At 69.9% G+C, this 18,665-nt stretch carries 21 protein-coding genes; 4 read left to right on the top strand and 17 right to left on the bottom strand.

The window, feature by feature from the left end:
- Positions 1-33: 33 nt before the first annotated feature.
- The 5 genes from AB0O44_RS10885 to AB0O44_RS10865 form a co-directional block, all read right to left on the bottom strand.
- Positions 34-192, bottom strand: a complete 159-nt coding sequence (locus AB0O44_RS10885) for a hypothetical protein (RefSeq protein WP_290258295.1) — start codon at positions 190-192, stop codon at positions 34-36.
- Entirely contained in the window at positions 193-963 is a 771-nt protein-coding gene (gene hisH, locus AB0O44_RS10880; protein ID WP_364137240.1) for an imidazole glycerol phosphate synthase subunit HisH, read from the bottom strand. It lies immediately after the preceding gene.
- Entirely contained in the window at positions 960-1,586 is a 627-nt protein-coding gene (gene hisB, locus AB0O44_RS10875; RefSeq protein WP_364137238.1) for an imidazoleglycerol-phosphate dehydratase HisB, read from the bottom strand. The genes hisH and hisB overlap by 4 nt, the downstream gene beginning before the upstream one ends.
- 168 nt (positions 1,587-1,754) lie before the next feature.
- A complete protein-coding gene (locus tag AB0O44_RS10870) occupies positions 1,755-2,864 on the bottom strand; it encodes a histidinol-phosphate transaminase (RefSeq protein WP_364137236.1) in 1,110 nt (369 codons plus the stop codon).
- A gap of 117 nt (positions 2,865-2,981) precedes the next feature.
- Positions 2,982-3,287, bottom strand: a complete 306-nt coding sequence (locus AB0O44_RS10865; RefSeq protein ID WP_364137234.1) for a LysM peptidoglycan-binding domain-containing protein — start codon at positions 3,285-3,287, stop codon at positions 2,982-2,984.
- A gap of 615 nt (positions 3,288-3,902) precedes the next feature.
- Here AB0O44_RS10865 and lexA point away from each other — a divergent pair.
- The gene (lexA, locus tag AB0O44_RS10860) at positions 3,903-4,652 is read left to right on the top strand and encodes a transcriptional repressor LexA (RefSeq protein WP_290258299.1); all 750 of its coding nucleotides are present in this window, start codon (positions 3,903-3,905) and stop codon (positions 4,650-4,652) included.
- A 128-nt stretch (positions 4,653-4,780) separates the two neighbouring features.
- Here lexA and AB0O44_RS10855 read toward each other — a convergent pair whose 3' ends face one another.
- Entirely contained in the window at positions 4,781-6,871 is a 2,091-nt protein-coding gene (locus AB0O44_RS10855; RefSeq protein ID WP_364137232.1) for an ATP-dependent DNA helicase, read from the bottom strand.
- On the bottom strand, positions 6,864-8,441 hold the full coding sequence (gene hflX, locus AB0O44_RS10850; protein WP_364137230.1) for a GTPase HflX: 1,578 nt from the start codon (positions 8,439-8,441) through the stop codon (positions 6,864-6,866). The genes AB0O44_RS10855 and hflX overlap by 8 nt, the downstream gene beginning before the upstream one ends.
- A gap of 496 nt (positions 8,442-8,937) precedes the next feature.
- On the opposite strand from hflX, the gene AB0O44_RS10845 reads away from it, so the two are divergent.
- Complete coding sequence (locus tag AB0O44_RS10845) at positions 8,938-9,552, top strand: methyltransferase (RefSeq protein WP_364137228.1); 615 nt, start codon at positions 8,938-8,940, stop codon at positions 9,550-9,552.
- Here AB0O44_RS10845 and dapF read toward each other — a convergent pair.
- From dapF to map, 4 genes are read right to left on the bottom strand one after another with little or no spacing between them, the layout of a single operon-like run.
- The gene (gene dapF / locus AB0O44_RS10840) at positions 9,533-10,492 is read right to left on the bottom strand and encodes a diaminopimelate epimerase (protein WP_364137226.1); all 960 of its coding nucleotides are present in this window, start codon (positions 10,490-10,492) and stop codon (positions 9,533-9,535) included. The genes AB0O44_RS10845 and dapF overlap by 20 nt on opposite strands.
- Positions 10,485-11,441 carry a tRNA (adenosine(37)-N6)-dimethylallyltransferase MiaA gene (gene miaA / locus AB0O44_RS10835; RefSeq protein ID WP_364137224.1) on the bottom strand — a complete coding sequence of 319 codons (957 nt, stop codon included), beginning with the start codon at positions 11,439-11,441 and terminating at the stop codon, positions 10,485-10,487. The genes dapF and miaA overlap by 8 nt, the downstream gene beginning before the upstream one ends.
- Before the next feature lie 4 nt (positions 11,442-11,445).
- Positions 11,446-13,011 (bottom strand): tRNA (N6-isopentenyl adenosine(37)-C2)-methylthiotransferase MiaB, encoded by a 1,566-nt coding sequence (gene miaB / locus AB0O44_RS10830; protein ID WP_364137222.1) that lies wholly within the window; start codon positions 13,009-13,011, stop codon positions 11,446-11,448.
- A gap of 34 nt (positions 13,012-13,045) precedes the next feature.
- A complete protein-coding gene (gene map / locus AB0O44_RS10825) occupies positions 13,046-13,822 on the bottom strand; it encodes a type I methionyl aminopeptidase (protein ID WP_364137220.1) in 777 nt (258 codons plus the stop codon).
- Between the two features lie 43 nt (positions 13,823-13,865).
- On the opposite strand from map, the gene AB0O44_RS10820 reads away from it, so the two are divergent.
- Positions 13,866-14,138, top strand: a complete 273-nt coding sequence (locus tag AB0O44_RS10820) for a helix-turn-helix transcriptional regulator (protein ID WP_290258307.1) — start codon at positions 13,866-13,868, stop codon at positions 14,136-14,138.
- 24 nt (positions 14,139-14,162) lie between these two features.
- On the opposite strand, the gene AB0O44_RS10815 is transcribed toward AB0O44_RS10820, so the two are convergent.
- The 3 genes from AB0O44_RS10815 to AB0O44_RS10805 all read right to left on the bottom strand — a co-directional run bounded on the left by AB0O44_RS10815 (position 14,163) and on the right by AB0O44_RS10805 (position 16,256).
- Positions 14,163-14,666 (bottom strand): regulatory protein RecX, encoded by a 504-nt coding sequence (locus AB0O44_RS10815; RefSeq protein ID WP_364137329.1) that lies wholly within the window; start codon positions 14,664-14,666, stop codon positions 14,163-14,165.
- Between the two features lie 58 nt (positions 14,667-14,724).
- Positions 14,725-15,774 (bottom strand): recombinase RecA, encoded by a 1,050-nt coding sequence (gene recA, locus AB0O44_RS10810; RefSeq protein ID WP_290258309.1) that lies wholly within the window; start codon positions 15,772-15,774, stop codon positions 14,725-14,727.
- Between the two features lie 245 nt (positions 15,775-16,019).
- Positions 16,020-16,256: a DUF3046 domain-containing protein gene (locus AB0O44_RS10805; protein ID WP_290258310.1), complete on the bottom strand. Its 237-nt coding sequence runs from the start codon at positions 16,254-16,256 to the stop codon at positions 16,020-16,022.
- Between the two features lie 53 nt (positions 16,257-16,309).
- Between AB0O44_RS10805 and AB0O44_RS10800 the strand changes: the two genes are divergently transcribed.
- Positions 16,310-16,831 (top strand): MarR family winged helix-turn-helix transcriptional regulator, encoded by a 522-nt coding sequence (locus tag AB0O44_RS10800; protein ID WP_290258311.1) that lies wholly within the window; start codon positions 16,310-16,312, stop codon positions 16,829-16,831.
- A gap of 75 nt (positions 16,832-16,906) precedes the next feature.
- Here AB0O44_RS10800 and AB0O44_RS10795 read toward each other — a convergent pair whose 3' ends face one another.
- The 3 genes from AB0O44_RS10795 to pgsA form a co-directional block, all read right to left on the bottom strand.
- Complete coding sequence (locus tag AB0O44_RS10795; RefSeq protein WP_290258312.1) at positions 16,907-17,347, bottom strand: helix-turn-helix transcriptional regulator; 441 nt, start codon at positions 17,345-17,347, stop codon at positions 16,907-16,909.
- Positions 17,348-17,485: 138 nt separating this feature from the next.
- On the bottom strand, positions 17,486-18,028 hold the full coding sequence (locus AB0O44_RS10790) for a CinA family protein (RefSeq protein WP_364137217.1): 543 nt from the start codon (positions 18,026-18,028) through the stop codon (positions 17,486-17,488).
- Complete coding sequence (gene pgsA / locus AB0O44_RS10785; RefSeq protein WP_364137215.1) at positions 18,025-18,663, bottom strand: CDP-diacylglycerol--glycerol-3-phosphate 3-phosphatidyltransferase; 639 nt, start codon at positions 18,661-18,663, stop codon at positions 18,025-18,027. The genes AB0O44_RS10790 and pgsA overlap by 4 nt, the downstream gene beginning before the upstream one ends.
- Between the last annotated feature and the right edge of the window lie 2 nt (positions 18,664-18,665).

Here is an 18,665-nt window from a genome sequence, read left to right as displayed (position 1 = left end):
TCACAAGGTAGGTGGCAGGGGCGGCGCGGGGCGTCAGGCGCCGGGCAGGGTCAGCAGGTAGGCGGCCAGCAGGGACATGCCGGCCAGGATGTAGAAGACGATCTGGACCCAGAGCGGGCTTTTCTGCTGGCGAAAGGAGAGCGCTCCGCCCACCAGCAGTCCGGCGAGGCCCATCAGTACCAGGGACCACATTCAGGCGGTCGCTTCCGGGGTTGCCGGGGCTTCCGCAGTGGTGCCTGCGCCGGCGTTGCGGGCGGGGCGGAGGCTACCGACCCAGTTGCGCAGCAGGCGGGCGCCCGCGTCCCCCGACTTCTCCGGGTGGAACTGGGTGGCGCAGAGCGGTCCGTTCTCCACCGCGGCGATGAACGGGGCGCCGTGCTCGGACCAGGTCACCAGCGGTGCGGCCATCCGCGGCTGGATCACATCGAAGTCCCAGTGCTGGACGCCGTAGGAGTGCACGAAGTAGAAGCGTTCCTTCTCCACACCGTCGAACAGCAGCGAGCCCTCCGGCACGTCGACGGTGTTCCAGCCCATGTGCGGGACGACGTCGGCGGGCAGCAGCTCGACCTTTCCGGGCCACTCCCCCATGCCTTCGGCGACCGTGCCGTGCTCCACGCCGGCTTCGAAGAGGACCTGGAGGCCGACGCAGATGGCCAGCACCGGCCGGCCGCCGGCGACGCGGCGGCCGATCATCCGGATGGCATCGACGGCCTTCAGTTCGTTCATGACGGTTTCGAAGGCGCCGACGCCGGGGACCACCAGGCCGTCGGCGTTGAGGACGTCCTCGGGCTTGGAACTGAGGATGACCTCGGCGCCGGCGCGCTCGAGGGCGCGGACGGCGGAGCGGACGTTGCCGGAGCCGTAGTCCAGGACGGTGACGGTGGGCTTGCCCTCCGGGGAGGCGGGCTTGCGGCTGGCCTCCGGATCGATGATGGCGCCGTCGCGCAGCACCTTCCCGGTCACAGTGCGCCCTTGGTGGAGGGAATGCCCTCGACGCGGGGGTCCGGCTCGACGGCGGCACGGAGCGCCCGGGCGAACGCCTTGAACTGAGCCTCGACGATGTGGTGCGGGTCGCGGCCGGCGGTGACGTTCATGTGCAGGCAGATTCCGGCGTGCAGCGTGATGGCCTCGAAGACGTGGCGGGTCAGCGAGCCGGTGAAGTGGCCGCCGATCAGGTGGTATTCCTGCCCGGCGGGTTCGCCGGCGTGGACCAGGTAGGGTCGGCCGGAGACGTCCACGACGGCGTGTGCGAGGGCCTCGTCGAGGGGCACGGTGGCCTCGCCGAAGCGGCGGATCCCGGCCTTGGTGCCCAGCGCGGTCTTGAGGACCTCGCCGAAGGTGATGGCGACATCTTCGACGGTGTGGTGCACGTCGATGTGGGTGTCACCCGTGGCCTTGACGGTCATGTCGATCAGGGAGTGCTTGCTGAGGGCGGTCAGCATGTGGTCGTAGAACGGCACCGAGGTGCTGATGTCCGAGACGCCGGTTCCGTCCAGGTCGATCTCGACCAGGACGGAGGATTCGCTGGTGGTCCGTTCCAGGCAGGCGGTTCGGGCCTGGGCAGCGGCTGATCCGGTGGTGCTCATATGGGTGTCCTTTTGGCTAAGTGGCGGTCGCCCGGCCTGTGACGGCGGCGCGCGGGTCCTGGATCAAGTCTAGGGCCCGGCACACCCGGGGCGCCCGGCGGCCGGCGGGGCGGTCGCGCGGGGCCGGCGGGGCTGACCCGGCGGTGCGGAATGTGGGGGGACGCGGGCTCAGCCGCGGTGGGCGGTGAGGATCCGTTCCAGGGCCTCCAGGAAGGCGGTGGTCTCCGCCTCGGTTCCGGCGGTGACCCGGAGATGGCCGGGGATGCCGACGTCGCGGACCAGCACGCCGGCGTCGAGGAGTTCCTGCCAGACCCGGTGCGGGTCCGTGAGCCCGCCGAAGAAGACGTAGTTCGAGTCCGACGACGCCGGGGTAAGGCCCATTCGGGTCAGCTCGGTGACGATCCGGTCGCGCTGCCGCTTGATGTCCTCGACATCGGCCATCAGCGCCTCGCGGTGCCGGAGGGCGGCGAGGGCGGTGGCCTGGGTGATGGCGGAGAGGTGGTACGGCAGGCGCACCAGGCGCAGCGCGTCGGTGACCTCGGGAGCCGCGGCCATATAGCCGATCCGGGCACCGGCGAGGGCGAAGGCCTTGCTCATGGTGCGGGAGACGATCAGCCGTTCCCGGCCGGGCAGCAGGATCAGGGCGCTCGGGGTGCCCTCGTGGGCGAACTCGTGGTACGCCTCGTCGACGATGATGATGGCCTGGCTGGCCTCCCCCGCCTCGTAGACGGCTTCGACGACATCAAGGCCAAGGCCCGTGCCGGTGGGGTTGTTGGGCGAGCAGAGGAAGACGATGTTCGGCTGCAGCTCGCGGACCTGCCGGGCGGCGGACTCGGCGGTCAGGCTGTAGCCCTCGCCGCGGACGCCGGCGACGTAGCCGGTGTCCGTTCCGGCAGCGAGCAGCGGGTACATGGAGTACGTGGGAGGGAAACCGAGGGCGTTGCGGCCCGGACCGCCGAAGGCCTGGAGAATCTGCTGCAGCACCTCATTGGAACCGTTGGCGGCCCAGATGTTCGTGGCGTCCAGCCCGTGGCCAAGGTATTCGGCCAGCGCCCCGCGGAGTTCGGTGAACTCCCGGTCCGGATAGCGGTTGAGCCCGGCAGCCGCCTCAGAGACGGCCTCCGCGATCGCTGCCCGCACGTCGGCGGGGACACCATGGGTGTTCTCGTTGACGTTCAGGAGAATCGGAACGTCCAGCTGGGGAGCACCGTAGGGGCGCAGGCCCCGCAGGTTGGTCCGGAGGGGAAGTCGGTTGAGTCGCTCAAGCTGGTCAGTCACGTCCCCAGTTTAAGTGAGAGGACTGTCTGGCCGGAAACCGTGACCAACGACGGCCCATCCCGCGGCCGGCGAATGGCCTTACCAAGTTCGGCGGACGCTCCGTCCCGGGGATTCAGCTTAGGGGGTCGGAACGAAGAGCTGCTGGCCGGGCAGGACCGGCGCGGCGTCGAGGTTGTTCAGCTGCACGATCTCGGCGACCACGTCCCTCGGATCCCGTTTCGGGTCGACGGTGCCGGCGATGGTCCACAGGGACTCCCCGGGCTGCACGGTCACGGTGACCGTCGGGGTGGTTGCCAGCGATGCAGGGGAATCGGCGGCCTTCGCCGGCGCGGTCAGGGAGCCTGCCAGGGACAGCAGCAGGGCCGCGAGCAGGATCAAGGGCAGTCCGAAGAAGACGAAGCGTCCCCGCCGGGTCAGCCGCAAGGGAGCCTGGGCCGAAGAGTGGGCCCGGCGTACAGCTGACGCGCTCCCGGCGGTCGCGTCAGCGTCGGCCGGGGCCGCGAACGGAGCTACCGCCCCGGAGAAGGCCGTGGCAGTATCCGGCACGAGATACAGTGCCGGCCTTCCGGCGTCGGAAAACTGCGAACCGGCGAAAGCGATTCTTGCTGACATGAACTGAGCCCTCCTGGACTTGTCGTTGCCGCCCGGCGTACTCCTCGTACCTGCCGCCAACCGGCTGAACCATCATTCGCTTCGAACACAAGGCCGAAACCGGCCGTGGTTCTCCACTTGCAATCTTCGAACACATCTTCGAATCTTGCTGTTCTCTTTTTAGCACCTATGAACGAACTCTGTCGAGACTCGCTAGAACAAATGTTTGAAAAACACCGGCGGCTGACCTATTTTTGAAGCACGGAACCGGTCCCTCGAAGGACCCGCACTCCGCACCTGCAGTCTGAAACCTGTCGAACACCCGCCAGCGGTGATCAAGAGCAGTCAAACGGCAGGCACTGACATTTTTAGGATTCGCAGCAATCGGGCCGCTTCACTCGGTCCGCCGGCCACGGATCCGCACCACGAACGGAAGGCACGGGGACCATGGCAGCACAAGCCACCGGCGGGAGGGCAACCCGGCGCGGCGCCCAGCCTGCCCGGGCGCCCAAGAGCCTCACCGTCCGTCAGAAGAAGATCCTCGAAACCATCCAGCGGTCCGTGACGGACAACGGCTATCCGCCGTCGATGCGCGAGATCGGGGACACGGTGGGGCTGGCCAGCCTCTCCAGCGTGACCCACCAGCTCTCCCAGCTGGAGAAGCTGGGCTACCTACGCCGGGACCCCAAGCGTCCCCGCGCCATGGAAGTGTTGATGCCGCTGACCCTGGACGAGGGGTCCACCCCGATTTCCGGCGTCGAACAGCCCCGCGGGCTGAAGGCCGTCGGCGGACTCGCGGTGTCGGAACTGGCCAGCGCCACGGACACGGCGATGGTCCCGTTTGTGGGCCGGATCGCCGCCGGTGGCCCGATCCTGGCCGACCAGGTGGTGGAGGACGTCCTCCCCCTGCCGCGCCAGCTCGTGGGCCACGGTGAGCTGTTCATGCTCAAGGTCGCGGGCGATTCCATGATCGACGCCGCGATCTGCGACGGGGACTGGGTGGTGGTTCGCCGGCAGAACGACGCCGTCAACGGCGACATCGTGGCCGCCCTCCTCGATGACGAAGCCACGGTCAAGACGTTCCGGCAGCGCGACGGCCACACCTGGCTGCTGCCGCAGAACACCCAGTACGAACCGATCCTGGGCGACCACGCCGTCATCATGGGCAAGGTCGTCTCGGTCCTCCGCTCCCTGTAGCGCGGGCAACGCCGCCGGCCAGGGGCCCGGCTGAACGCGCTGAACGCCCGGAGCTGGGGACCCCACCCCGCCCGGACGCCGAGGCCTGAGCGCCGCCAAACCCCGCCGAACGTCCCTGCCCCGGGGGCCTACGACCCCTGCGCGGCCTCTTTCGCGAGCCGCTCCAGCGACGCCACGGCCACCGCCGGGTCCGTGGTGGCCCAGAACGGCGGCAGCGCGGCCCGGAGGAAGCCGCCGTAACGCTCGGTGGACAGCCGTGAGTCCAGCACCGCCACCACGCCGCGGTCCGACGTCGAACGGATCAGCCGGCCCGCGCCCTGCGCCAGCCGGATCGCCGCGTGCGTGGCCGAGACGCTCATGAAGCCGTTGCCCCCGGCCTGCGCCACGGCCCGGGAGCGGGCCGTCATCAGCGGATCGTCCGGCCGCGGGAACGGGATCCGGTCGATCACCACCAGCCGGCAGGAGTTGCCGGGCACGTCAACGCCCTGCCACAGGGACATGGTGCCGAAGAGGCAGGTGTCCGGTTCGTCCGCGAACTGCTTGACCAGCGCGGTCATGGTGGATTCGCCCTGGCAGAGGATGCTCAGGCCCAGCCGCGGCCGGAGCGCGTCGGCGGCCTCCTCCGCGGCGCGCCGGGAGGAGAAGAGGCAGAGCGCGCCGCCGCCGGAGGCGCGGATCAGCTTCTCGAGCTCGTCCAGGGCCTCGGGCGCGGTCCCCCGGCCCGGTTTGGGCAGGTGCTTGGCGACGTAGAGGATGCCCTGTTTGGGGTATTCGAACGGCGACCCGACGTCGACGCCGGTCCAGCTCGGGGCGCCGGGGCCCACCAGGCCCAGGCCCCCCGCGGCCGGTTCGAAGGCCGAGCCGATGGCGAGGGTGGCCGAGGTCAGCACCACGGTGTGGTCCGCGAACAGGCCCTCCCGCAGCCGCCCGGCCACGCTGAGCGGGGCGATGTTGATCAGCGCGGGCGCCGAATCGTCCGGCTGCGAGTAGCCCTGCTGCGGGTCGAAGGTGCTCTGCCGCGAGAACCACACCACCTCGCGGTTCTCGCGGGCCGCGAGCAGGCGTTCGCAGAGCTCCAGGATCACCATCAGCCGGGAGCGCGCAAGCTGCCGGCCGCCGTCGGCCGTGGTGGAGCCGTCTCCCTTGGAGTCGGAGAGCGCCGCACGGCAGGCGTCCCGGAGCTGGTCCACGCAGTCGAGCTGTTCGCTGTTCAGGCCGTTGGGCATCAGTCCGCCGGGAACCCCCGCGACGGCGAGCTCGAGGTTCGCGGCGGCGTTGTTCAGCGCGTCCACGGTGATGCCGGTGTGCTTGCGGGCGCCCGAGGCGGCGGCGTGGACCATGGCCACGGAGAGCTGGCCGGAGACGGCCCCGGTGACCCGGTCCTGGAGTTCGTGCGCCTCGTCCACGACGACGACGTCGTAGTCGGGCAGCACGGCCAGGCCCTCGAAGGCGCTCACGGCCAGCATGGCGTGGTTGGTGACCACGACGTCGGCGTCCGCCGCGTCCTGGCGCGCCAGTTCGCTGAAGCATTCGGCGGCCGACGGGCACTTCTGCGCGCCGAGGCATTCCATGGCGGTGACGGACACCTGCCGCCAGGCGCGGTCGGTCACGCCGGGGAGCAGTTCGTCGCGGTCGCCGGTGGCCGTGTTCTCGGCCCATTCCCGGAGCCGGACCACTTCCCGGCCCAGCTGCGAGGCCGGACCGCCCATGGCGGCGGCGAAGTGCGGGACCGAGGTGTCCTCACCCAGGGAGAAGAGCTGGCCCTCGGCGGGTTCCTCGGACGGGAACCCACCCTCGAGCTTGTGCCGGCACACGTAGTTGGACCGGCCCTTGACCAGGGCGATCTTGACGGGCCGCTTCAGGGCAGGGGTGATGGCCTTGAGCAGTCGCGGCAGGTCCCGGCCGACGATCTGGGTCTGCAGGGCCAGGGTGGCCGTGGAGACCAGGGTGGGCTTGTCGCTGTCCAGCGAGTGGGCGATCAGCGGGATCAGGTACGCCAGGGACTTTCCGGTGCCGGTGCCGGCCTGGACCAGCAGGTGGTCGCCTGTGTCGATGGCGCGGGCCACTTGGCGGGCCATTTCGTGCTGGCCGTCACGGCTCTGCCCGCCCATCGCGGCGACCGCCCGGTCGAGGAGCTCGATCACGAGCTCCTCGCCGGTGGCGCCACCGGGGGCCGGGCGTGCGTCGCTGTCCGCTTCCGCCACGGCCGGTTCAGTCATTGCGGACGAAGGGATCCAGCTCGGCCGCCAGGCCTTCGCGCACCATGACCACGGCGCGCGTGCCGGTCTCCTCGTGGTCCAGGCTGACGATCTCCGCCTCGGTCTCGTGCAGCTTGCTGAGCACGTCGCCGCGGCTGTACGGGATCATCAGTTCCAGCTTCACGCTGGGCCGCGGGATGCCCTCACTGACGGCCCGCAGCAGCTCGGGGATGCCCTCGCCGGTACGGGCGGAGACCACCACGTGGCGCGGTTCGCGCTGCTTCAGGCGCTCCACCACGAACGGGTCCGCGGCATCGGCCTTGTTCAGGACGATGATCTCGGGCACCTTGCGGGCGTCGACCTCGCTGAAGACGGACCGGACGGCCGCGATCTGGCCCTCGGGGTCCGGGTGCGAGACGTCCACCACGTGCAGGATCAGATCCGAGTCGGCGACCTCTTCCAGGGTGGACCGGAACGCCTCCACCAGCTGCGTGGGCAGCGAGCGGACGAAGCCAACGGTGTCGGCCAGGGTGTAACCCAGGCCGTCGGAGGTCTCGGCCTTGCGCACGGTGGGGTCCAGGGTTGCGAACAGGGCGTTCTCCACCAGCACGCCGGCGTCGGTCAGCCGGTTCAGCAGCGAGGACTTCCCGGCGTTGGTGTAGCCGGCGATCGCGACGGACGGGACGGCGTTACGACGGCGGTTGGCCCGCTTGGTCTCACGCGCCGGCTTCATGGCCGCGATTTCGCGGCGCAGCTTGGCCATCCGGGTGCGGATCCGCCGGCGGTCCAGTTCGATCTTCGTCTCACCGGGGCCACGGGAGCCCATGCCGGCGCCGGCGCCGCCCACCTGGCCACCGGCCTGGCGGGACATCGACTCGCCCCAGCCGCGGAGGCGGGGAAGCAGGTACTCGAGCTGGGCCAGTTCCACCTGGGCCTTGCCCTCGCGGCTCTTGGCGTGCTGGGCGAAGATGTCCAGGATCAGCGCGGTCCGGTCGATCACCTTGACCTTGACGATGTCCTCGAGCGCACGCCGCTGGGAGGGCGCCAGTTCGGCGTCGACCACCACGGTGTCCGCACCGGTGGACATCACGATGTCCTTGAGCTCCTGGGCCTTGCCCGAGCCCAGGAAGGTGCCCGGGTCCGGCTTTGCCCGGCGCTGGACCAGCCCGTCGAGCACCTCGGAGCCGGCCGTCTCGGCCAGGGCGGCCAGTTCGCGGAGGGAGTTCTCGGCGTCGGCCAGGGTGCCCTCGGACCAGAGGCCGGCCAGCACCACGCGCTCCAGCCGGAGCTGCCGGTATTCGACCTCGGTGACGTCTTCGAGTTCGGTGGACAGCCCGGCGGTGCGGCGCAGGGCGCGGCGCTCCTCGAGGTCCTGCTGGTCGCCGTCGTAGCTGCCGTGCTCGGTGGCCAGGCCGGAGATGGCCTGGGCCCGGCCCAGGACCGCGCGGGGTTCGGCGGTGTCCGCGTCGGCGGCGCCGGTGTCCCGGGCGGGGGAATCCTTGGAAAGAATCCGGTCGATCACAGCCTGGATCTCGGCAGGACTCATGTCCTGGGCTGCTGAATCGGGTCCGGTGTTGGGCTGACTGGTCATGGTCTCCTTTGAAGGGTCTGCCATTTCAGAATAATGCTGATCGGTGCGGTGCGCTGCGGAATTCGCGCTGGGCTGACGATGTGGGGTCATCCGTGCCTCCTGGGTGTCCTGCGGCGGCGGTGCCGCGGACGGGCGGGCTCCTCGGCGGAGCGGCGGGTGGGGTCCGTGGGTCCTAGAAAGGTTTCCTCACGGGCGGTGCTGCACGCCGGTCGGTTCCGCGGGCGACGGCGGGGCCGTGCGGTGGGATCTTCGAGGCGTGGAGTTTCCGGCGTTGCTGGAATGAGTGCCGGAACAGGCCGCGGGTCGCCGCGGCCGGAGGGGTCCAGCGGAGGGCGGGGCCTGCGTCGCTGGAGGGCGGATCACCCGTTGAGGCGGGGCGCCCGTGCCGGTTGCCTGGTGGCCGGCTATTCAAAGATCAGGAACATGCCTCCAAGTTTACCAGAGCGCACCTTTCCGGTTTCCCAAGCCCGCGGACGGCCAACTACTCTGGCACGTTATGGAGTCTGCACACTATTTCAGCGCCCAGCCGGCCGGGCCGTTCACCCGCAAGCCCCTCACCGTGGAACTGGCCGGCGCGCCGCGGCAGCTGCAGACCTCCAGCGGAATCTTCAGTCCCGACGGCGTCGACAAGGGCACCGCGGTGCTGCTGGCGGATGTCCCGGCCCCCGCCCCGCAGGGGAACCTGCTGGACATCGGCTGCGGCTGGGGTCCGATCGCGCTGACGATGGCGCTGAAGGCCCCGCACGCGCACGTCTACGCCGTGGACGTCAACGAACGCTGCGTGGCCCTGACCAACGAAAACGCGGCACTGCTGGGCCTGGAGAACGTCACGGCCAGCACCCCCGGCGAGGTGGACCCGGAGCTGCGCTTCGACACCATCTGGTCCAACCCGCCCATCCGGATCGGCAAGGACGAGCTGCATTCCCTGCTGCTGCTCTGGCTGCCGCGGCTGGCGCCGGGCGGGTCGGCGTGGCTGGTGGTGCAGAAGAACCTCGGCTCGGATTCGCTGCAGCGCTGGCTGGGCACGGAGCTGGACAGCAGCTTCACGGTGACCCGGGAGAGCACCTCGAAGTCGTTCCGGATCCTTCGAGTCAGGAAAGCGTCCCGCTAGCGACGATCACGGCCGGGCCGCTGAGCTCGACGTGCTCGTGGCCGTCCGGGGCGACGAAGAACTTCACGCCGACGACGCCGCCGGGCACCGTGACGTTCCAGGCGTCCGGCGCGCCCTGACCAGCCCAGTGCCGGATCGCGACGGCGGCCGCGCAGGCGCCGGTGCCGCAGGAGAGGGTCTCGCCCACGCCGCGTTCGTGGACGCGCATGCTGATGGCGCCGACGCCGTCGTGGACCAGCGGCTCGGCGGGAACGACGAACTCGACGTTGGTCCCGTGCGGCGGCTCCGGGTCGACGCGCGGTGCGGTGAACAGTTCGGTGGCGTCCAGTTCCGCCTGCTCGGCGAGGGCGACGACGGTGTGCGGGTTGCCCATGCTGACCGAGAGGGCCGGGCGGGCAACGTCGAGGCCGTGGGCGCTGACGAGGGAGTCCATGGCCCGGGCCGTGGCTTCGCCGGGGAAGACGAATTCCCAGGGACCCATGTCCACGGCGTAGCCGGAGGCGGTGCGGACGACGGTCTTGATGCCGGCGCGGGTGCCGATCACGAGGGATTCCCCGGCGGGCAGGTCCACGAGGCCCTGCTGGACCAGGAAGTGGACGAAGACCCGGACCCCGTTGCCGCACATTTCGGAGAGCGATCCGTCACCGTTGCGGTAGTCCATGAACCACTCCGCCTCCGGGTGCTGCGCGAGCAGCTCGGCGCCCTCGGGCAGGAACCGGGACGGGACCGCGCGGATCAGCCCGTCGCCGCCGATGCCGCGGTGCCGGTCACAGAGGGCCGCGACCTGCTCGGCGGTCACTTCCAGGGCCCCGTGCGGGTCCGCGATCAGGACGAAGTCGTTGCCGGTGCCGTGGCCCTTGGAGAAGGCGAGCCCGGCCAGTGCTGTGGTGTCGGCGGCGTGGGCCGTCGAGGCGGCGGTTCCGGCGAGAGTGTCATCCATGGTCCAAGGCTACCGGGCCGCCTCCCGCCGGGACCAACGCCAGCTGCGTTGCCTTCGCCACGAGGTCCGGGGCCTGCCAGTCGAGCCAGGCGATCCGCGGGTCGGCGCGGAACCAGGTGAGCTGGCGGCGGGCGAACTTCCGGGTGGCGGCGATGGTGTCCTCGGCGGCGTGCGCGACGTCGGATTCGCCGTCGAGGACCTTGAGGAACTGGGCGTAGCCGAGGGCGCGGGAGGCGGTCTTGCCGCGGCGCAGGCCCTCGGCGTCCAGCCGGCCCACCTCCTCGAGCAGGCCGCGGTCCACCATGGCGTGCACGCGGGCGGCGAGGCGCTCCCGGAGCTGCTCCCGGTCCACCTGTAGGCCGAGTTGGACGGCCGGGCGGTGGTAGGTGCGGTCGGGCATGAAGGAGCTGAAGGGCCGGCCGGTCAGTTCGTACACCTCGAGGGCACGGATGACCCGCCGGGCGTCGCCCAGGCGCCCGGCCGAGACCGGGTCCACCTGCTCCAGCCGGGCCCGGAGCGGGGCCAGGCCTTCCGCCGCCTCCTCGGCCTCGAGGCGGGCACGGACGGCCGGGTCGGTGCCGGGAAAGTCCAGGACGTCCAGGGCGGCCCGGACGTACAGCCCGGACCCGCCGGCGAGGATGGCGCGTTTCCCGCGGGCGTGGATGCCGTCGATGGCCTCCCGGGCCTGCCGCTGGAAGTCCGAGACGCTGGCTTCCTCGGTGACGTCCATGATGTCGAGCAGGTGGTGCGGGACGCCTCGCCGCTCGGCGTCGGTGATCTTGGCGGTACCGATGTCCATGCCGCGGTAGAACTGCATGGCGTCCGCGTTGACCACCTCGCCGTCGAGCGCCAGCGCGAGGGCAACGGCCAGGTCGGATTTTCCCGAGCCGGTGGGGCCGAGGACGGCGATCACCGGCGGCGGCGCGGCGGACAGTTCGGCTCCGGTCACGGCGTCAGCGGCCGCGCACGGGCAGCGCGGGCATGCCGAGGGACACCCCGGCCTTGCCGCCGCCGGCCGCGGCGGGGGCGGGTGCACCGCAGGAGTCGGCCTGGGACCGGTCCCAGGCGTCGCCGGCGCGGGAGCGGCGCAGCTGGTAGTCCTCGGGCGACGCGGGGTCGGCGATGAGGTGGAAGGATGCGGCCTCGGTGACGGTCACGGTGACGAGGTCGCCGGGGCGGGGGGATTCGGCGCCGTCGGGCACGGAGAAGTGCACCAGGCGCTGGTCCTGCGCTCGGCCCGAGAGGCGGTGGGTCTCCCCCGCCTTCCGACCCTGCTGGGCGGTGACCATAACCTCGACCCGGCGGCCCACCTGGCGGGCGTTTTCCTCGGCGGCGATCCGGTCCTGCAGGGCGGTGAGCCGTTCGAAGCGTTCCTGCACCACGGCCTTGGGTAGCTGTTCGGGCAGGTCGGCGGCGGGGGTGCCGGGCCGCTTGGAGTACTGGAAGGTAAAGGCGGTGGCGAAGCGGGAGCGTTCCACGACGTCCAAGGTGGCCTGGAAGTCCTCCTCAGTCTCCCCCGGGAAGCCGACGATGATGTCTGTGGAGATCGCGGCGTGCGGGATCTTGTCCCGGACCTTGTCGAGGATGCCCAGGAACTTCGTGGAGCGGTAGGAGCGCTTCATGTCCTTGAGTACCTTGTCCGAGCCGGACTGCAGCGGCATGTGCAGCTGCGGCATGACGTTGGGGGTCTCCGCCATCGCCTCGATGACGTCGTCGGTAAAGGCGGCGGGGTGCGGGCTGGTGAACCGGACGCGCTCCAGACCGGGGATCTCCCCGCAGGCGCGCAGCAGCTTGGAGAAGGCCTGGCGGTCGCCGAATTCGACGCCGTATGAGTTCACGTTCTGGCCCAGCAGGGTGACCTCGATGGCGCCGTCGTCCACGAGGGCCTGGATTTCGGCGAGGATGTCGCCGGGGCGGCGGTCCTTTTCCTTGCCGCGCAGGGCCGGGACGATGCAGAAGGTGCAGGTGTTGTTGCAGCCGACGGAGATGGAGACCCACCCGGCGTACACCGAGTCGCGCTTGGTGGGCAGCGTGGAGGGGAAGACGTCGAGGGATTCGAGGATTTCCAGCTGTGCCTCGTCGTTGTGGCGGGCCCGGTCCAGCAGGGCCGGCAATGCGCCGACGTTGTGGGTGCCGAACACCGCGTCGACCCACGGCGCCTTCTTCAGGATGGTCTCGCGGTCCTTTTGTGCCAGGCAGCCGCCGACGGCGATCTGCATGCCCGGGTTCGCATCCTTGACCGGGCGGAGGATGCCGAGGTTGCCGTAGAGCTTGTTGTCCGCGTTCTCACGCACGGCGCAGGTGTTGAAGACCACGACGTCGGCCAGCTCGCCCTCGGAGCGGACGTAGCCGGCGGCCTCCAGCAGGCCGGACATACGCTCGGAGTCGTGCACGTTCATCTGGCACCCAAAGGTCCGCACCTGGTAGGTGCGGGCGGGCGCGGACGCTGCCGCATCCGACGCCGAGGAATCGGCGTGCGTCGAGGGGCTGTCGGCTGGGGAGGGAATGGTCAAACTCACCCGTTAAGGGTACCGGCTCCGCCCGGGGCGCGGACTACGCGGGCGGAGCGAGGGTGAGGATCTCGGCCCCGTCCTCCGTGATGGCGATGGTGTGTTCGCTGTGGGCGGTCCGGCAGCCGGTGGCGCTGCGAAGCGTCCAGCCGTCGGCGTCGGTGACCAGGGTGGCCGTGTCCTCCATGACCCAGGGCTCCAGCGCGAGCAGCAGCCCCGGCCGGAGGGTGAAACCGCGGCCGGGCCGGCCGGTGTTGGGCACGTGCGGGTCCTGGTGCATGGTGGAGCCGATGCCGTGGCCGCCGAATTCGGTGTTGACCGGGTAGCCTGCCGCGGTGAGGACGCCGCCGATAGCGGCCGAGAGGTCACCGATCCGGGCGCCCGGCTTCGCCGCCGCGATGCCGGCGGCCAAGGCGCGTTCGGTGGTCTGGATCATCGCGACGCTCGCGGCAGGCTGCGTGTCGCCGACGAGGAAGCTGATGGCGGAGTCCGCGGCGATGCCGTTCCTGGCGACGGCGAGGTCCAGGGTGAGCAGGTCGCCGTCGGCCAGGCGGTAGTCGTGGGGCAATCCGTGCAGGACGGCGTCGTTCACGGCCGTGCAGATGTAGTGGCCGAACGGTCCGCGGCCGAAGGAGGGCGCGTAGTCGACGTAGCAGGATTCGGCGCCGGCAGCGGCGATGAGGTCCTTGGTCCAACGATCAATGTCCAGCAGGTTGGTGCCGACGGTGGTGCGGCTCTTGACGGTCTGCAGGATGCCTGCGACGAGGGCCCCGGACCCGCGGGCCCGGTCCAGTTCGGCGGCGTTGAGAATCTCGATCATCCGATAACTATACCGGCCATATTATCCCGGTACACTGGTTCCCATGGTCAGACTCCCGCTCTCCCCGGACGAGGTCCGCCGCGGCCAGCGCCTGGGCACGCTGCTACGCGAGGCCCGCGGCGACCGGTCGATGCTGGACGTGGCCCTGGCCGCCGGGGTCTCCCCCGAGACCCTGCGCAAGATCGAGACCGGCCGGATCGCCACCCCGGCGTTTCCGACGATCGCTGCGTTGGCCGAGGCTCTCGGGCTGTCCCTGGACCGGCTGTGGGAGGGCGTCAGGGATGCCGATGACGAGACACGACGAGTGGCGTCCTAGGGCCGGACTAATCCAAGGCCAAGCTCAGTCATCCAAGGACGGCACGTCGCCCGCGCCGCCGTCCTGCAGCGATGCGTCGATGACCTCGTTGACGATCCGGAAGGCCTGTCCCGGCTGGTAGCCCTTCCGGGCGAGCATGGATGCCAGACGCCGGACGGCCTTGTCCCGTTCCGCCCGGTCCTCGAGGCCGCGCAGGGACCGCAGCTTCCGCTCCACCAGTTGCCGGGCAGCCGCGTCTTCCTGCTCGTCGGTCACCTGGGCGAGCGCCTCGGCCGCCGCGTCCTCCGCGACGCCCTTCTCGGCCAGTTCCCGGCGCAGGGCTCCCCTGGCGAGCTTCCGGTTTTCCGAGCGGCTCCTGACCCACATCCGGGCGAATTCCGCGTCGTCCACCAGCCGGACCGCCTCGAAGCGGTCCAGCACGGCCTCGGCCACGTCCTCGGGAATGTTCCGCTCGGCGAGTTTGCGCTCGAGCTGGTGCCGGCTCTTGGCGGAGCCGGTCAGCTGGCGCAGGACGATGGTGCGGGCCACCGACGCGGGGTCCGCGTCGGCGTCCAGCTCCGGCGCCGGTGGTTGAGAAGCCCGTGGCTTAGAACCCGTCAACGGCCTTCAGCTTCGGCGACTCTTCCGCGTCGGCTGCCTTGACGCCGACGCCGAGCTTTTCCTTGATCAGGCGCTCCAGCTCCGCTGCCAGCTCCGGGTTGTCACGGAGGAATCGGCGGGAGTTCTCCATGCCCTGGCCCAGCTGGTCACCGTCGTAGGTGAACCAGGAACCGGACTTCTTGATCAGGCCGTGCTCGACACCCATGTCGATGATGCCGCCCTCGCGGGAGATGCCCTGGCCGTAGATGATGTCGAATTCGGCGATCTTGAAGGGCGGGGCCATCTTGTTCTTGACGATCTTGGCCTTGGTCCGGTTGCCGACCGAGTCCGCGCCCTCCTTGAGGGTCTGGATCCGGCGGACGTCGATGCGGATAGAGGCGTAGAACTTCAGCGCCTTACCACCGGTGGTGGTTTCCGGGGAGCCGAAGAAGACACCGATCTTCTCGCGGAGCTGGTTGATGAAAATGGCGGTGGTCTTGGTCTGGCTCAACCGGCCGGTGATCTTACGCAGGGCCTGGCTCATCAGGCGGGCCTGCAGGCCGACGTGGCTGTCGCCCATGTCGCCTTCGATTTCGGCGCGGGGCACCAGCGCGGCGACGGAGTCGATCACGACGATGTCCAGCGAGCCGGAACCCACCAGCATGTCCATGATTTCCAGGGCCTGCTCACCGGTGTCAGGCTGCGAGACGAGCAGCGCGTCCGTGTCCACGCCCAGCTTGGCAGCGTATTCCGGGTCCAGGGCGTGTTCGGCATCGATGAAGGCCGCGATGCCGCCCTGGCGCTGGGCGTTGGCGACGGCGTGCAGCGCCACGGTGGTCTTACCGGAGGATTCGGGGCCGTAGATCTCTACGACGCGACCGCGGGGCAGGCCGCCAATGCCAAGGGCGACATCCAGGGCGATGGAGCCGGTGGGAATGACCTCGATGGGGGCGCGGACTTCGTCGCCCAGGCGCATGACCGAGCCCTTGCCGAACTGCTTGTCAATCTGGGCGAGTGCTGCGTCGAGCGCCTTCTGGCGATCCGGGGCTGCGGCCATGATTCACACCTCAAAAACTTTCTCATTGGAGAGTGGCCGTCACGGCCGTTGCTGTCATCACCGACGTTAGGGGCAGCCACTGACAAAGTTGCCGCCGTCGTCGCGTATGTGGAAAACGCTCTGAAAAAAGCATAGCCCGACCCGAACAGATATTCGAACAATCCCCCGGCGTGTCAGGCACCGCGGAAGGCCCAGGGGCGGCTTCGTCGATCCGGCCAACGTGACCAAGCCGACGTCGCCGTGGTTTAGTTCAGCGGGCCCTGGTCGCGGGGTTTGATGTCGCGGCCGAGCCGGCGCTCCGCGGGCACGTCCTGGACGTCACACATGGCCAGCCACACCTGTTTGGGCGGGATGCCGGCGCTCAGCGCCTGGTCCGCGGTGCGTCCTCCGACGCCGGCCAGGACCAGGGAACTGCTGAGGACGCGGGAGTAGCCGGCACCGAACTCGTCGTCCATGAGCCGCCAGAAGTCGCTGATTCGCACCGCACAAGTCTCTCACGGAAGGGGACCCCGGGGCGGACCCTAGAATGGTTGCTATGAGCACCATTGACCACGCCGCGACCACGCCGGAGCAGGGTTCCGGGGCCGGCGCGGCCTCCCCCGACGAGTCCATCGCCGAGGTGGAACACCAGCTGAGCCTGCTGTGGCGGCGCGCCCGTTCCGTCTCGCAGCGGCTCTCCCGCGAGGTGCACCCGGATATGGAACCCGCCGCATACGGCCTGCTTTCGGTGCTTCGGGCCAGGGGGCCGATCCGCCTGACCGAGCTGGCGGCCTGGCTGGGCGTGGGCAAGCCGTCGGTCAGCCGCCAGGTGGCGTTCCTGGAGGGCCTCGGCCTGGTGTCCAAGGCGGCGGACCCGCTGGACGGCCGGGCGCAGGCGATCAGCCTGACGGCCTTGGGCGAGGAGAAGATGCACCTGGTGCAGGACGCCCGGCGCGAGGTGTTCCGGGACCGGCTGGCGGAGTGGCCGGCCGGGGACCTGGCGGCTTTCGCCGGGTACATGGCCCGGCTCAATGCCAGCTACGAACGGGACGGCTTCCCGCGCGACGAAGACCTCTAAGAGACCTGCGGCGGCACGCAAAAGGTCCCCGGCACACCGCCGGGGACCTTTTCTATGCTTTGGGTGACGCTGGGTTTAGCGGGCGCCCGAGAGCAGTCCGGTTCCCAGTTCGTCGTTCAGTTCACTGTCCAGGTCACGGCCGTACCGCTGGGAGAATTCCTGCGGAACGGTGTCCGGCACTGCCACGCCCTCGGCCACGGCGACACGGTCGCTGACCTCGCGGAGCATGCTGGAGAGCGGGACATCGAGGGCCGTGCAGATCGAGGAGAGCAGCTCCGAGGAGGCTTCCTTCTGGCCGCGCTCCACTTCGCTCAGGTAGCCCAGGGATACTCGGGCACTGTGCGAGACTTCGCGGAGGGTACGGCCCTGGCGCTGGCGGACGTCGCGCAGGACGTCGCCAATTTCGTGACGAAGTACAACCATCTTGCGCTCCTTCTGTTCGCTCTTAGCCTGATCGGCGAGGCCCACATCCTTCCAGCGGACAACGCCGTTTACGGATACGGGCTGCTTTACCATCTGTATCGCCTTGCTCCCTCGTTGGTCGGTTCGCCGTTTCGGTGCGAACGTCTCGGTGACTTCATCCTATGCGCCGCCCTTCTTTGGTGGCGACACAATGTAACAACTATTCGAAATCACGTTTTGTTCCCCGTTACTTTACGGTCCGGTAGCACCGCCGACGGCGTCGAGCAGCCGTTCGAGTGCGGCGCCGCAGGAGAGCGCCCGGATCTCCTGGCGGCTGCCCTCGAAATGGTAGGGGTAGGACGCCGCGCCCTCCGCGGTGGCGACGCCGATGAAGACGGTGCCCACGGGTTTGCCGTCGTGGGCGTCGGGGCCGGCGACGCCGGTGGTGGAGACGCCGACGTCGGCGCCGCACGCGCGGCGGGCGCCCGCGGCCATGGCGGCGGCCACGTCCCCGTCGACCGATCCGGCCGTCTCGAGGAGGGCCTCCGGGACCCCGAGCACCGCGGCCTTGACCTGGTTGGCGTAGGCGACCACGCCGCCGCGGAGCATCGCGGACGCGCCGGGCGTGTCGGCGAGGACGGCGGCGACCATGCCGGCCGTGAGGGACTCGGCCGTGGCTACCGTCAGGCCGGCGGCCACGGACCGCTCCACGGCTTCGCCGGCGAGGCGGTGCAGGTTGGGGTGGGCCCCTGGGTGCAAGGTCGATTGTGCTTCCGGGTGCAGGGGGCCGGTCACGGGGCGCCCTCCTGGATCTTCTGCTGCTGCGCCTTGATGCCGCGGGCGCGGAGCTTCATGGCCTCGATGACGTACTCGGCGCCGGTCCAGACCGTGATGGCGAGGGCCGCGAGCATCACGATGAAGCCCAGCACGCCCAGCCACGGGGCGATCGCGGCGAGCGGGACGACGTAGAGGAAGATCGCCGCGGTCTGCACGACGGTCTTGAGCTTGCCGCCGCGGGAGGCGGGGATCACGCCGTAGCGGATAACGAAGAAACGCAGTGCGGTGATGCCCCACTCGCGGATCAGGATCAGGGCGGTCACCCACCAGGGCAGTTCGCCCAGCAGGGAGAGCATCACCAGGGCCGAACCGATCAGCAGCTTGTCCGCGATGGGGTCCGCGATCTTACCGAAGTCGGTGACCAGGCCGCGGCTGCGGGCGATGTCGCCGTCGAGCTTATCCGTATAGATGGCGACGGCGAAGACGGCGACGGCGGCCCAGCGCCACGGCCCGTTGCCGGCGTGCAGGCCCGGGGCATCCGCAACGAGGCACCAGATGAAGAAGGGCACCAGCGCGATCCGCAGCATCGTCAGGATGTTGGGCAGGTTCCAGATCTGCGGGGCGGACCCGGGGTTGTTCTCGGCGCTAGTCACTC

The organism is Arthrobacter sp. NPDC080082 (genome assembly GCF_040686595.1).
Classification (GTDB): Bacteria; Actinomycetota; Actinomycetes; order Actinomycetales; family Micrococcaceae; genus Arthrobacter.
The sequence above is the reverse complement of the archived record's forward strand: the minus strand, read 5'-3'. Positions and strand labels throughout refer to the sequence as shown.